Raw genomic sequence first — 13,664 nt, 5'->3', positions numbered from 1 at the left:
GCTCCTCTTTCGTAAAGATTTTTTTCGGACCGATCAGAAAAATCTCGCGCGGCGGTCTTCAATTTTTGCGTTATCGCGGATCGCTTCGTTGACAAGGTAAGACATGCGGCCTTCGAGAGATTGTGTCAACTGCGTTTTGTATTGGGTGAAATCGGCGATTTTCGGAGCTTCTGTTTTATTAACAAGTTCCATGATGAATACGCCGTTTTCACCCGTGAACACACCTGTTTTCTGGCCTGGTTTCAAACCAAATACTTTTCCGAGTGCAATCGGGTCAAAACCTGCGCTGGTCAGGAATCCGGTTGCAAGTGAAATGTCATTTGCTGATTCAACCAATGCACCTGCACCGTATTTTTTAGCAATTGTTTCGAGATCTCCGGTGGCACCTTTCAGCTTTGCAGTGATCTGTTCCGATTTGATCTGGTTGCGAACTTTAGTTGTCAGCTCGTCGCGGAAGTCATCTACCTTCACATCTTTTGCATCCGATTTGCCAACCAGAACGGCTACGATATATTGTTCTTCGGTTTCAAAAACCTGAGACACCGAATTGATCTTCGTATCGTCTTTAAATGCCCAGCGAACGATCTCACGTCCATTCTGGATCGCATTCACATTCGTTGCGGACTCAGGAATGCGGTTTGCATTCGCAACAACCAATGCCTTATTTTTCTTAACTTCCTCGTTAAACTGTTCCTTCGTTTTGACAGAATTCGCGAACTCGTCTGCTTTTCTGTAAGCTTCATCACGTGTTGCCTGGCTTGGAGCAATCGTTTTTCCGATGGCCGCGATACGGTAAAGTGTATTCGATTTTGGATCGGTAACCTTAATGATATGGAAACCAAACTGACTTTCAACCAATCTTGGGATCAAACCGGCAGTATTCGTTGAAAAAACGGCTTCTTCAAATGGCTTAACCATAGCACCGTTGTTCTGGAAGTAACCCACATCACCACCGCGTTGAGCAGAACCCTGATCCGCACTTGAAGTAGCAGCTAATGCCTCGAAATTAGCACCGGCGCGGATTTGAGCCAGAATCGATTCTGCTTTTGCACGGGCGGCCGACTTGGACGAATCCGATTGGTTTTCAGCACTGATCAAAATGTGGCTTGCTCTCGCGGAAGCCACTGTATCAATCTTTGTTCCGCCGTATTTGTAAATCAAATACGTATTTCCTTCACGGTACGGGCCATAAACACCGCCCGCAACGAATGTCTTCACCGCTTCTTTCAACTGATCCGACATGGTAGCGAGGGACATGTTGATTGGTAATGGAATATCGGAATTCATGCTCGCAAAAGCAGAGTCGTTTTGTGCCGTTGCAAGTCCGCGTGCAAGTTCTTTAATCTCGCTGTACAAGGCCGCGCTATCGTCTTTGGCAGGCTGGATCGGGAAAGTCACGTATTCGATGGAACGCGTGTCTGTTCCTTTATATTCCTTTTTATGTGCGCTCAGGTATTGTTCAAGCTGAGAATCTGTAACCTTGATGGTTGTATCAACAACAGAGAAATAAGGTACATATAAGTAGCGAAGATCGGCTTTGGTATTCTGTGCTACATATTCTCTTTCAGCCTGTGCTTTTGGAATGTATGTGGAGAGTTTCAACATGTTTTCGTATTTGCTACGAGTACGTTCTTCTCTCAGGCTTTTCTCAAAGTTTTCCCATGATTTTTGTTGCTCAATAGGAAGGGTTTTGAGATTTTTTAAATAATTAACAACCGCATTTTTGTCAAAACGTCCGGTAGTAGGGTCCGAAAATGCTTGCAGGATCGAGGGGCTGATGTGGTTACCTTGCACCATATCGTACAATTCTTCGTCTGTAACGGTAAGTCCCAGACCCTCGAATTGTTTTTTATAGGCGATGTCCACTACAAACTGGTTCCAAGCCTGATCTCTCAGTGAAGCAAGTTCGTTTTCATTCAGACTGCGGCCTGATTGTGCCTCGTAATTTTGACGGAAACCATCAACCCGGCCTTGAAAATCTTTGATATTAATCTCCTTACCTGCGATTTCACCTACAACCTGATCGTTGCCGCCTCCTAAGAAAGAATTAGGCCCCATAAGGTCGCCTCCCACCATGAAAAGAATTAAACTGATAGCGATTACGGTGACAGCAACCCCGGATTTTTCTCTGATTTTGTTTATTAAAGCCATTTCTCGATTCAAATTAGTCCGCAAAATAAAATCTTTTCTTGATGGAATGCAAGGCCTTACGCGACAAATGCGGGAGGTTTACTCCATGTGTTTCAGATTAAATGCGTAAAGGATGAGCATGAAGACACTGAGGAATATTCCGGCAATGGAAGTAATTACACCGAGCCACCCACCGATCAGGAATAACGGGGCTAAAAATGCCACGCCGATTCCTGCCATATAAAGGTAGAAGCCCTTTTTTTGAAGATTCCACATCAGGTATGCCGCATACAGTGAAAAGGACTCGAAAATTAGCATGATGATCGCGCCGGTCGTGATCGTTTTCGCAGTAGTCTGCCCGATTACCGACTCAAACATTTTATCCATCGTTTTAGTATCGGCAGTCGTATTCTGGTCATCAAGATTTTCACGGACTGCTTCAAACGTTTCTCTGGTTTTGTCTGCCATGATGCCCGGGTTCCATAATCTTTCCGATTGTGTCCACAGTCCTGAAACAGAACTCATAAAAGTAAGAAAGCATAAAACGGTAAGGAACGTTGGGCGGTTAGCAATATCACTCATTCGGTAGGTAAATAAATCCAGCAGTCATTTCTGATGAAGAGTGTAAAATTTGCCGTTTTAGGCGAAAACACCAAAGGCATTTGAATATTCTTATGAGGCCGCCTACATTTGTTCTTTTAGTTTTTATCTCATTATAACAACACAAAAGCCACCGTTTATGAGTCTGCAAATCCTGACTGACCGTATTAAAGAAATTTTGGGTACCAATAGTGGCCTCAATGCCACTGCCCGGTTTGTTACCGAAGAAGGTACCGTATTTGTAGATGGAAAGTCGATCCCGAATTCGGTTTCCAACGACGACCTGGAAGCAGATGCTACCTTTGAAGTTTCGACTAAAAATGCACTTAAACTCATTGATGGAGAGATGAATGCGATGATGGCATTGATGACCGGAAAGCTGAAAATTGATGGTGATATGGGGGTTGCGATGAAAATCGCGGAAACATTCAAAGAGCGATAGTAGGCTTTTGGCGGGCTGGTCTTTTCTGATATGCAGGTTGAAGTTTTACTTAGAACGCCGCACATCAGAAATGGGAAAGCCAGACAAACCTACTGAAAGTGAGATAAGACGCAGGGATTTTATAAAAACCGGGGCTGTGGCTGCCGGAGGTTTTATGATCGTCCCGCGCCACGTGCTTGGCAAAGGCTTCATTCCGCCAAGTGATAAGCTGAATATTGCCGCGGTAGGGTGTGGCGGCAAAGGTGATGTGAATGTCAGGCAAGCTTATAATGGCGGGACGGATAACATCGTGGCACTTTGTGACGTGGACGACCGTCAGTCCGAAAAGTATAGAAAACAGTTCCCGAATGCACCTTATTACAAGGATTTCCGGAAAATGTTCGAAAAAGAGGCTAAGAATTTTGATGCTGTTCTCGTCACTACTCCCGACCACATGCATTTCCCCATTGCCATGGCCGCTATGGAACTTGGAAAGCATGTTTACTTGGAAAAGCCATTAACAAAAGATATCTGGGAGGCCCGTAACCTCACTGCCGCTGCAAAAAAATACAAAGTTGTCACCCAAATGGGAAACCAGGGCAGCAGCAGCGACGGAACCCGGCAGACCGAAGCATTGGTACAATCCGGCGTGCTAGGAGAAGTCCATACCATTGAAGTCTGGACGGATCGGCCGGTTTGGCCGCAGGGTGTAAAGTCGCCCAAAGACAAAGGTGAATCGCAGCCGGTCCCCGCTGGTGTGGACTGGGATTTATGGCTGGGTACTGCCCCCAAACGCGATTATCATGAAGCCTATATGCCATTCAGATGGCGGGGTTACTGGGATTTTGGTACAGGAGCATTGGGCGATATGGGGTGCCATTTTATAGATGTACCATTTCGGGCAATGAATCTCGGTTATCCGACTTCGGTAGAATGCAGTGTCGGTTCCGTTTATTCCGACTTTTTTCAACAATCCTTCTTAAATGATGTTGGCCCGCCATCAGCATCCATCCATTTAAAATTTGCTTCAAAAACACCTGGTAAAGAAATCAACTTCTCGTGGTATGATGGCGGAATGCGTCCGAGGTTGCCGGACGGTTGTGATTACAAAAGCGTGTTCGGGAGCATCGACGGCGGGATGCTTTTCATCGGTACAAAAGGGATTTTGAGTGCAGAAATGTTTGGAGAAAATCCGCGACTTTGGCCCGAAAAGAAATTTGAAAATGTAAGGATTGCAACCAAACCCCGTGCATTGGTAAAAGGAAGCTGGGAAGGACATCAGCAGCAATTTGTCCAGGCTTGCAAAAAAGGCTTTGGCACTTACACAAGTTCATCTTTCGACCAATCGGGGCCATTAACTGAAATTGTATTACTGGGAAACCTGGCAGTACGTTCCTACATGCATCGAGAAGCAAAGGCCGACGGAAAAGGCTTCAACTTCCCGGGCAGACAAAAACTGATCTTGGATGGCGCGAATATGAAGATCACAAACTTCGATGTAGCCAATCAGTTTGTAAAAAGGGAGTATCGGACGGGGTGGTAGCCGTCTGAAGACTTGATAAGTCTTAAAGACTTGCCAAGTCTGGCGTTCACAATTCCAATTCCCGCCGATACATCTGGATCGTATTTTCCAAACCAATATAAAGCGCATCGGCGATTAATGCGTGGCCGATCGAAACTTCGTCCAGCCAGGGAATGCTTTGTTTCAAAAAACGAAGATTATCCAGACTGAGATCGTGGCCTGCATTTAAGCCTAACCCAATTTCTTTGGCTTTTTCGGCGGCATATATAAAAGGCAACACTGCTTTTTGGCGGTTTTCAAAATACCCTGCCGCATAAGGTTCCGTGTAGAGCTCTACACGATCCGCGCCGCAGGCTTTTGCGCCTTCTACCATCCGCTCGTCGGCATCCACAAAAACGGAAACGCGGATCCCGGCAGATTTGAAAATGGATACCAGTTCCGTCAATTCACTCGCATTTCCTATCGTATCCCAGCCCGCATTTGAAGTAATCGCATGCAATGCGTCGGGTACGAGAGTTACCTGATCCGGTTTATTTGCCAAAACAAGCTCAACGAATTTTTTCTCAGATGGATTTCCTTCGATATTAAATTCAGTCGTCACGACTTGTTTCAAATCGAACACATCCTGATACCGGATATGCCGCTCATCGGGCCGTGGATGAACCGTAATTCCCTGCGCCCCAAACCGCTCGCAGTCCAAAGCGACTTTCAGAACATTAGGGTTGTCGCCTCCTCTGGAATTGCGGAGCGTTGCGATTTTGTTAATGTTGACGCTTAGTCGGGTCATAGTTTAATGAGTGAATCCGCCGTGGAGCGGAGTGAATGATTGAATGCTGCCTTGGAACGGAGAATGTCTGAATGTGTGAAGTGCAATTTGGATGATTCATTTACCTTTGCAGGCTTGTGAGCAAATTTAACAATCTCAGTCAAAAATCTGAGATTAATCATTCATTCCAAATTCAACATTAAAAATATGTCACTAAAAAGCCAGGTTGAGTCAGGTATTAAAGATGCAATGCGCGCCAAAGATCAGGATACATTGCGCGCGCTTCGTGCCATTAAATCACTGATCTTGCTCGAAGAAACAAAAGGTGGGGCAACCGGAGAACTATCTTCCGATGACGAACTCAAACTACTTACCAAAGCTGCCAAGCAACGCCGCGAATCAGCGGATATTTACAAAACCCAGAACCGTCCCGATCTTTTGGAAAAAGAGGAAGCCGAGCTTGCGGTAATCGAGCAGTTCCTTCCGAAGCAATTGACGGAGGATGAAGTGAAGGTGAAATTGCAGGAAATTATCGCAAGGGTTGGAGCATCAGGGTCGCAGGACATGGGCAAAGTAATGGGGGTAGCAACCAAAGAATTGGCAGGGCAGGCAGAAGGACGTGTTGTTTCTACATTGGTTAAGAGTTTGTTAGCATGAAATTATTGGATGTTCTCATCCTTCTTCCCCTTCTCTGGGGAGCATTGCATGGTTACCGCAAAGGCCTTTTGATTGAAATAATTGGAATTGCAGGTCTTGTGGTTGCCATGATTTTGGGGTTTAAATTTTTAGGGTTAGGTATGGAAGTCCTGACCCCTTATTTTAGTGACAGTGCAGCCAAAAGAATATTGCCATACGTCGGATTCTCGGCAATCTTTTTTCCCACTATCTTTTTATTAAATCAGTTCGGGTATGCAATCCGTCGCTCGCTGCGTTTTTCCATTCTCGGGACTTTCGATCGTTTTGCAGGGGCTATGGTCGGGATATTTACCTGGGTTTTTGGAATAAGCGTATTCTTCTGGCTGGTAAATATGATTGGTGTCAAAATCCCCGCGCACCGGACTGACGATACCTATCTTTATCCCATTGTAGTGCCCATCGCTCCAAATGTGATCACAAAAGCAATGACGCTAATGCCATCGGGCACTGACCTCATCCGTGAATGGAAAACCGAATATCTGGACGATTGAACTTTCGAAATCCGGGAAAGGTTAAGTTTTCATTATTGAGTTTCAGTACCTTTAAGGCTAAAATGGTTAAATACGATCTTAGTATTTGACAAAAAATAAAAATGACCGAGACACAGATTAAGCAGGACATCCGGAAACTGGATATTACCCAGATTAAGAACTGGATGGCCGACCGTGGGGAAAAGGCGTTCAGGGCGAAGCAGATTTATGAGTGGATCTGGAAGAAATCAGCCAACTCATTTGACGAAATGACCAATCTTTCGCTGGCTACCCGCCAGCTTATGAACGAGCATTTTGTGATTTATTCACTTGATGTCGCCAAGCAACAACAAAGCAATGATGGTACGGTCAAATCCGCATTCAGACTTTTTGATGGTAATCTGGTTGAAGGTGTGCTGATTCCGGCAGCCGACCGGATGACAGCCTGTGTGAGCAGCCAGGTAGGTTGTTCGCTGACCTGCAAATTTTGCGCAACCGGCTATATGGACCGCAAACGGAACCTCGAAGCCGGTGAAATATACGACCAGGTAGTCGCGATTGCACGTCAGGCGGAGGCGAGTTTCAAGGCACCTCTGACCAACATTGTGTATATGGGAATGGGCGAGCCGCTTCTGAATTACGCCAATGTTTTGAAATCCATAGAACATATAACTTCTCCCGAAGGCCTGAATATGTCCCCGAAACGCATTACAGTTTCGACAGCGGGCATTGCTAAAATGATCAAAAAACTCGGGGATGATGAAGTCCGTTTCCGTCTGGCGCTCTCATTGCACGCGGCAAACGATGTTAAACGGAACCAGATTATGCCGATCAATGAGTCTAACTCACTGGATAATCTTGCGGAAGCTTTGAATTACTTTTATAAAAAAACCGGGAACCGCATTACATTCGAGTACATTGTTTTTAACAATTTCAATGATACTTTGCAGGATGCCAAAGAACTCTGGGAGTTTACGAAACGGGTTCCGGCGCGGGTTAATATTATTGAGTACAATCCGATCGCAGAGGCAGATTTCACAAATACCGCGGCAGATAAGCTGGACAAGTTTGCCGGATTCCTTGAAGACAGAGGTGTTTCCGTACACGTGCGCCGAAGCAGGGGCAAAGATATCGATGCTGCGTGCGGTCAATTAGCAAATAAGGAAACGGTCTGAAAATTCGTCTTAACAATTTCTTAATATTTCATCGGTCAGGATTAAGTAGCTTTGCCCGATAAATAAAAACATACCTCTTTTATGTTTGGTCTTGAAACCGACATTTTTCTCCTCCTCGCTTTTAGTCTTTTAGCGGCCTGTGCATTCGAATTTGTTAACGGTTTTCACGATACTGCCAACGCGGTAGCAACTGTTATTTATACCAACTCATTAAAACCAAATGTGGCTGTAATCTGGTCCGGTTTTATGAATTTCTGCGGTGTGTTTTTCGGTGGCATCGCGGTCGCCATGGGCATTGTAAATCTGCTGCCGGTTGAGCTTTTGATCGATCAGAATGTCTACCACAGTGCGGCAATGGTCTTTTCATTGTTGTTCAGCGCCATTATATGGAACCTGGGTACCTGGTATTTCGGACTTCCGAGTTCGAGTTCACATACCTTAATAGGTTCCATTCTGGGAGTCGGGCTTGCATTTACATTCATGCCTGAAAACTCAAATGCTGCCGGTGTAAACTGGTCGAAGGCGGAAGAATTATTCATGTCGTTGCTGAGCTCTCCGATTTTCGGTTTTGCGATGGCGATCATCATCATGTTTGTGTTGAGAAGATCGCTTTCAAAACCGATCCGCGAAATTGTTTTCAGTGAACCTAAGAAGAATCAACCGCCGCCGATCTGGATACGCGCCATTTTGATCACAACCTGTACATTGGTCAGTTTTTTTCACGGATCTAATGACGGACAAAAAGGAGTAGGACTTGTGATGTTGATTTTGATCGGGATTGTACCGGCGCATTTTGCATTAGACAACAAAAAGGATCCCGAGTTAATGAAAGCCGATCTGATAGGAATTGAGCAGTCAATCAACAGAATTGATTCCACCAGATTATCTGTCACGGATCGTTTTCATCTGCAGACCATTAAAAACGAAATTGTCACGCTGAAAACGCAGATCAGTCATCCGCTGCCTGAACACCGTCTTCCGCTTGACCAGAGAATGGACGCGCGCCGCTCACTGCTTTTGATCAGCCGTAACACGAAAACGATCCTGGACAACGACCAGACGAACCTCAGCGCATCGGACAAAGCGTATCTTAAAATGCAGTCAGGAAGCGAGACGGGTATCAGACGATACACAGATTACGCACCCGATTGGGTAATTTTAATGATTTCGTTGTCACTTGGATTGGGAACAATGGTAGGCTGGAAACGAATTGTGGTCACGATTGGTGAAAAAATCGGAAAGCAACATCTTACTTATGCACAAGGTGCTTCTGCTGAATTGGTTGCGGCCAGTACAATCGGTGTTTCATCTTATATGGGACTTCCGGTGAGTACTACCCACGTACTTTCTTCGGGGATTGCAGGCTCGATGGTTGCGAGTAAAGGTGTGAAAAATTTGCAGGGCGGAACGATCCGGAACATCGTGATTGCCTGGGTGTTAACGTTGCCTGTAACGATGGTTTTGTCGGGAACACTCTATGTTTTCTTCCGCTGGATTTTATAGAAATCAATCGCATTCAAATGATAAAAAGCCGCTGGGAAACCTTGCGGCTTTTTGCATTTATAGTTCTTCATGCACTTTCTTGACTTCTCAATGGTTTTAATATCGTAAATTCCGGCCTGGATTTTAACATGAACGAAAAGCCAATATTCACCATAATGACAACTATTGAACAACAAGTGAACCGTTACGGATATGTTACCGAAGCGATCGCTGATGATATTGATTTGATTGAAGAAATTAACCGGTTAAAAAAGGAAAAGAATGCGGTGATCCTGGCACATTATTATGTCGATGCGGAAATTCAGGATTTGGCCGATTACATTGGCGACAGTCTGGGACTTTCGCAGCAGGCGGCTGCCACCGAGGCGGATATGATCATTTTCTGCGGGGTGCATTTCATGGGGGAAACAGCAAAAATCCTCAGTCCAAATAAGAAAGTCGTAATCCCGGACCTGAATGCAGGCTGCTCGCTCGCCGACTCGGCGCCGGCCGATAAATTCGCTGCATTTAAAGCACAATATCCGGACCATATCGTAATCAGTTATATCAATTGTTCCGCCGAAATAAAAGCATTAACGGACATCGTTTGTACTTCTTCGAACGCTTTGCAAATCGTTGAAAGTCTTCCGAAAGATCAGAAAATCATTTTTGCTCCTGACGCTAATCTGGGCAGGTATGTGGCGCACAAAACGGGTCGCGATATGGTACTGTGGGACGGTGCCTGCATAGTGCATATTGATATTTCGCGTGAGAAGCTGAAACAACTTCAGGACGAAAATCCGGACGCATTGCTGATCGCGCATCCAGAATGCAAAGAAGATATTCTCAGACAGGCAGATTACGTGAGCTCCACAACCGGACTTCTGAAATTCGTAAAAGAGTCTCCGAATACCAAGTTCATTGTGGCGACAGAAGCAGGGATTTTACACAAAATGAAACAATCGGTCCCGGACAAAAAGCTGATCCCGGCACCAGGCTCGGACAACAACACCTGCGCATGCTCCGAATGCCCATATATGAAGATGAATACGTTAGAAAAGGTGTACAATGCCCTTTATTATGAGCAACCTGAGATTTTTGTACCCGAAGATATCAGACTTAAAGCGTATGAATCTGTCGCACGCATGCTCGAACTGAGCAAAGGAATATGATTGGCTGCCGGCTATCGGCGATTAGCTATCAATACTAAGCCGACTGCCGAAAGCTGACCGCCGACTGCCGACAGGAAAAAAGAAAATTGCCTAAATTTAACCTGATAAAAATGCCCCAATTCGATTTTCTGATTATTGGTTCGGGAATTGCCGGACTGAGCTATGCTGCCAAACTTGCCCGGCATTTTGATCAATTGAACCAGGAAATTTCCATTGCCGTCATCACGAAAGTCCAGGCTGATGAAACCAATACCAAGTACGCCCAGGGCGGAATTGCAGTGGTTTGGGCCGAATCAGATTCGTTTGAGAAGCATATTCAGGATACGATGGACGCGGGTGACGAGGTCAATAAACGCAACATCGTCGAAATCGTAGTTCGCGAAGCGCCGGTACGGATCCAGGAACTGATCGATTACGGTACACGGTTCGACCGGGAAAAAGGCGGAGAGTATGATCTTGCCAAAGAAGGCGGGCATTCCGACCACCGGATTCTTCACTTTAAAGATATTACCGGCGCCGAAATCGAGCGGGCATTGCTCGAAGAAGTCAATCGTCATAAAAGCATTCAGATATTCACGCACTACTATGCGGTAGAGCTGATAACTCAACATCATTTGGGTGAAACGGTCTATCGTTATCAGGAAGATATCAAATGTTTTGGTGCATATGTCCTGAACCGTCAGACCGGCGAGGTCGAAAAGTTCCTAGCCAAAACCACCATGCTCGCAACGGGTGGAATCGGGAATATTTACCAAAGCACTACAAATCCTACCATTGCCACCGGCGATGGCATTGCAATGGCTTATCGCGCCAAAGGAATTTGCGATAATATGGAGTTTATTCAATTCCACCCGACCAGTTTTTATCAGCCTGGACAAAAGCCGTCTTTCCTGATTTCGGAAGCTGTGAGAGGTTTTGGCGGAATTCTGAAAAGAGCAGACGGAAGTACCTTCATGGAAAATTATGACTCGCGTTTATCACTGGCCCCGAGGGACATCGTTGCGCGTGCGATTGACTCTGAAATGAAAAAAAACGGGGTTGATCATGTGTATCTGGATGTGCGGCATTGTGATTACGACAAGTTTCTCGAACATTTTCCCAATATCACCGAGTACTGTCTCAAACAGGGAATCGACGTTCGCAGGGATATGATTCCGGTTGTTCCTGCACAGCATTATATGTGTGGTGGAATTCGGGTAAATGAGTGGGGAAAAACAAATATCGGCTTCCTGTATGCGGTCGGCGAATGCGCATGCACCGGTCTGCATGGCTCAAACAGGCTCGCCTCCAATTCTTTACTGGAGGCGGTAGTATTTGGTCACCGGGCGTACGAAAGCACAATCGCGGGTTTTGAGGATTCATGGACGCCGGGAAATATCCCGGAATGGGACGATTCGGGAACGACGCATCCCGAGGAACAGGTACTGGTAACAGAAATGACACGCGAGCTCAACAGCATTATGTCAAATTACGTAGGTATCGTGCGGACTGATCGCCGAATGAAGCGTGCCTATGACCGTCTTGAGTTGTTACACAAAGAACACGAACAACTTTACCGCGAATCCAAGGTTTCAGTGGCAATCTGCGAGCTGCGCAATATGATCTCGGTCTCTTATCTGATCATTAAAATGGCGATGGCCCGACGCGAAAATATCGGATTGCATTTCAACTCTGACCACCTTTAAGTGGTTAGAGTTGAGTTTAATCCAATTTACTTTCCGGCAACTACATTACGCTCCTTCCGCGTGACAGCCCTTTTCCAGATATTTTCTCCGATTTTTTCACCCAGATAAGTACCTTGTTCTACACCATCCCGGTAATGGATACCTCCATATACCCGGCTGATAGAAGCATCCCAGTAAGCATCTTTAAAAGATTTGAAGGACTTCACTCCATGACCATACTTCTTTTCGGTGGTATCGGTGAAAGCTACATTATCTCCCATTAAGTTTGTCAGAACAGTACCGCATGCCGCAGAAATGGTACTGTGACCACTCACATATTCCGGAAATGCCGGAGTTTCCAGGAATGGACGCCATTCGGGGGCCCAGTTATTATTGATGACCGTCTCTGGTCTGATCCGCACGCTTCTGTACTTTTCGTCCCAGCAGGATACAAAGGCATCGAAAATGGCCAATGCGCCGAGCGTGTAAGCTTCGGTTGCCTGCATTAGATTGTATTTTTTATCGGTTGTAACCGTTTTAATGATTGCCAGCCAATGTCCCGCCGGGGTCATTTTCTTATTTGCAAACATGGCATGTCCCACCACGTTCGTAACAAATGCATTATCGTCCCAAAAGTATGCTGTGGCTTTCTGATCGTCTGTCAGCGTATTTCCCGTGTTGTAAACTTCCATCGCCAGCTTCATAAATGGACTGTCTTTTGTTAGGTCGTATTTCGCCGGGGGCGGACATCTGAACTGGGTTACAGAATCCAGTGCGAACGTTCGGACGGTATTCCACATTGGCTCGCATGCATCGGCGTAAGCTGGTGGAGTTGGCACCCAGGTGCCGGGCGCATTTGTCACCGTATAGCGATATCCGCGAATTTCTTTATAGTGGTCTTTTGCCGAATAAGCGAGGACGTGTTTCGCCACGCTGTCACCATACGCAACAGAACGTTGGTACACTTCATCAGGAATTCCCATGTCCTGATATTTTGCAAAAAGGCCTTTTTCATAATCATCCCACATATTCCCCGAGAATGTAAGTGTGCGCCCAACGGTCGTAAATGCCTTAATACTGGACAATGCAAAACAGTATTCAAGTGTCGAATCGGGTTTAAGTGGTGAATTGAACTTAACAAGTTGTCCTCCAAGTGATTGATAGTCAGGGTAGCCAGGTGCCAATGCCTCATATGCGGCAAGAAACGCATAGCTATAAATACGGCTCGCAACCGGGGGTTTGAAAATGTCGTGGATAATGACATCGGTCAAATAAGTAGCAGTTTCATGGAACAGCTTTGGGTCGGCGGCTTTGGCATTATATTCTTCCTGGGAAAGGTCCTTTTTGCAGCTAAAAACGAAAGGGATCAGCATGAGGGTAAATAAACGCAATTTCATCAGGTGGGATCGCTATGGAAAGGTGTATCTGTTTTTTTTAGCTAATATAAGAAGAAATCAGTAGCCCGCTAATCTGCATTATTAATTGAATTATTGTAACTTATATACTACTAAATCAACCATTTTTGCATTTTACGGCACTATTTATTGTTATTTTTTAAGAATGCAT

At 45.5% G+C, this 13,664-nt stretch carries 12 protein-coding genes; 8 read left to right on the top strand and 4 right to left on the bottom strand.

Going from position 1 to position 13,664, the window contains the following annotated elements:
* Window positions 1-33: 33 nt before the first annotated feature.
* Both LZG72_RS17055 and LZG72_RS17050 read right to left on the bottom strand, forming a co-directional pair.
* On the bottom strand, window positions 34-2,151 hold the full coding sequence (locus LZG72_RS17055; protein ID WP_233875248.1) for a SurA N-terminal domain-containing protein: 2,118 nt from the start codon (window positions 2,149-2,151) through the stop codon (window positions 34-36).
* Window positions 2,152-2,229: 78 nt separating this feature from the next.
* Window positions 2,230-2,712: a hypothetical protein gene (locus LZG72_RS17050; RefSeq protein WP_233875247.1), complete on the bottom strand. Its 483-nt coding sequence runs from the start codon at window positions 2,710-2,712 to the stop codon at window positions 2,230-2,232.
* A gap of 157 nt (window positions 2,713-2,869) precedes the next feature.
* Between LZG72_RS17050 and LZG72_RS17045 the strand changes: the two genes are divergently transcribed.
* Both LZG72_RS17045 and LZG72_RS17040 read left to right on the top strand, forming a co-directional pair.
* Complete coding sequence (locus LZG72_RS17045; RefSeq protein ID WP_233875246.1) at window positions 2,870-3,172, top strand: SCP2 sterol-binding domain-containing protein; 303 nt, start codon at window positions 2,870-2,872, stop codon at window positions 3,170-3,172.
* A gap of 70 nt (window positions 3,173-3,242) precedes the next feature.
* Window positions 3,243-4,694: a Gfo/Idh/MocA family protein gene (locus LZG72_RS17040; protein ID WP_233875245.1), complete on the top strand. Its 1,452-nt coding sequence runs from the start codon at window positions 3,243-3,245 to the stop codon at window positions 4,692-4,694.
* A gap of 46 nt (window positions 4,695-4,740) precedes the next feature.
* On the opposite strand, the gene LZG72_RS17035 is transcribed toward LZG72_RS17040, so the two are convergent.
* Complete coding sequence (locus tag LZG72_RS17035; protein WP_233875244.1) at window positions 4,741-5,460, bottom strand: pyridoxine 5'-phosphate synthase; 720 nt, start codon at window positions 5,458-5,460, stop codon at window positions 4,741-4,743.
* 186 nt (window positions 5,461-5,646) lie between these two features.
* Between LZG72_RS17035 and LZG72_RS17030 the strand changes: the two genes are divergently transcribed.
* The 6 genes from LZG72_RS17030 to nadB all read left to right on the top strand — a co-directional run bounded on the left by LZG72_RS17030 (window position 5,647) and on the right by nadB (window position 12,119).
* Entirely contained in the window at window positions 5,647-6,096 is a 450-nt protein-coding gene (locus tag LZG72_RS17030; protein WP_233875243.1) for a GatB/YqeY domain-containing protein, read from the top strand.
* Window positions 6,093-6,626: a CvpA family protein gene (locus LZG72_RS17025; RefSeq protein WP_233875242.1), complete on the top strand. Its 534-nt coding sequence runs from the start codon at window positions 6,093-6,095 to the stop codon at window positions 6,624-6,626. Before LZG72_RS17030 ends, LZG72_RS17025 begins: the two co-directional genes overlap by 4 nt.
* Window positions 6,627-6,727: 101 nt before the next feature.
* Entirely contained in the window at window positions 6,728-7,780 is a 1,053-nt protein-coding gene (gene rlmN / locus LZG72_RS17020; protein WP_233875241.1) for a 23S rRNA (adenine(2503)-C(2))-methyltransferase RlmN, read from the top strand.
* 81 nt (window positions 7,781-7,861) lie between these two features.
* Window positions 7,862-9,283, top strand: a complete 1,422-nt coding sequence (locus LZG72_RS17015; protein ID WP_233875240.1) for an inorganic phosphate transporter — start codon at window positions 7,862-7,864, stop codon at window positions 9,281-9,283.
* A gap of 155 nt (window positions 9,284-9,438) precedes the next feature.
* Window positions 9,439-10,434: a quinolinate synthase NadA gene (nadA, locus tag LZG72_RS17010; protein ID WP_233875239.1), complete on the top strand. Its 996-nt coding sequence runs from the start codon at window positions 9,439-9,441 to the stop codon at window positions 10,432-10,434.
* 110 nt (window positions 10,435-10,544) lie between these two features.
* Complete coding sequence (gene nadB, locus LZG72_RS17005; RefSeq protein ID WP_233875238.1) at window positions 10,545-12,119, top strand: L-aspartate oxidase; 1,575 nt, start codon at window positions 10,545-10,547, stop codon at window positions 12,117-12,119.
* A 26-nt stretch (window positions 12,120-12,145) separates the two neighbouring features.
* Here the strand turns inward: nadB and LZG72_RS17000 are convergent, their stop codons facing one another.
* Window positions 12,146-13,495 (bottom strand): vanadium-dependent haloperoxidase, encoded by a 1,350-nt coding sequence (locus LZG72_RS17000; RefSeq protein ID WP_233875237.1) that lies wholly within the window; start codon window positions 13,493-13,495, stop codon window positions 12,146-12,148.
* Window positions 13,496-13,664: the final 169 nt, after the last annotated feature.

Origin of the sequence: Dyadobacter sp. CY323 (assembly GCF_021390245.1) — a bacterium.
GTDB lineage: Bacteria > Bacteroidota > Bacteroidia > Cytophagales > Spirosomataceae > Dyadobacter.
The sequence above is the reverse complement of the archived record's forward strand: the minus strand, read 5'-3'. Positions and strand labels throughout refer to the sequence as shown.

Coding starts and splice junctions, on each gene's coding strand:
- LZG72_RS17055 (WP_233875248.1), bottom strand. CDS start 2,151: ATGGCTTTAATAAACAAAATCAGAGAAAAATCCGGGGTTGCTGTCACC.
- LZG72_RS17050 (WP_233875247.1), bottom strand. CDS start 2,712: ATGAGTGATATTGCTAACCGCCCAACGTTCCTTACCGTTTTATGCTTT.
- LZG72_RS17045 (WP_233875246.1), top strand. CDS start 2,870: ATGAGTCTGCAAATCCTGACTGACCGTATTAAAGAAATTTTGGGTACC.
- LZG72_RS17040 (WP_233875245.1), top strand. CDS start 3,243: ATGGGAAAGCCAGACAAACCTACTGAAAGTGAGATAAGACGCAGGGAT.
- LZG72_RS17035 (WP_233875244.1), bottom strand. CDS start 5,460: ATGACCCGACTAAGCGTCAACATTAACAAAATCGCAACGCTCCGCAAT.
- LZG72_RS17030 (WP_233875243.1), top strand. CDS start 5,647: ATGTCACTAAAAAGCCAGGTTGAGTCAGGTATTAAAGATGCAATGCGC.
- LZG72_RS17025 (WP_233875242.1), top strand. CDS start 6,093: ATGAAATTATTGGATGTTCTCATCCTTCTTCCCCTTCTCTGGGGAGCA.
- rlmN (WP_233875241.1), top strand. CDS start 6,728: ATGACCGAGACACAGATTAAGCAGGACATCCGGAAACTGGATATTACC.
- LZG72_RS17015 (WP_233875240.1), top strand. CDS start 7,862: ATGTTTGGTCTTGAAACCGACATTTTTCTCCTCCTCGCTTTTAGTCTT.
- nadA (WP_233875239.1), top strand. CDS start 9,439: ATGACAACTATTGAACAACAAGTGAACCGTTACGGATATGTTACCGAA.
- nadB (WP_233875238.1), top strand. CDS start 10,545: ATGCCCCAATTCGATTTTCTGATTATTGGTTCGGGAATTGCCGGACTG.
- LZG72_RS17000 (WP_233875237.1), bottom strand. CDS start 13,495: ATGAAATTGCGTTTATTTACCCTCATGCTGATCCCTTTCGTTTTTAGC.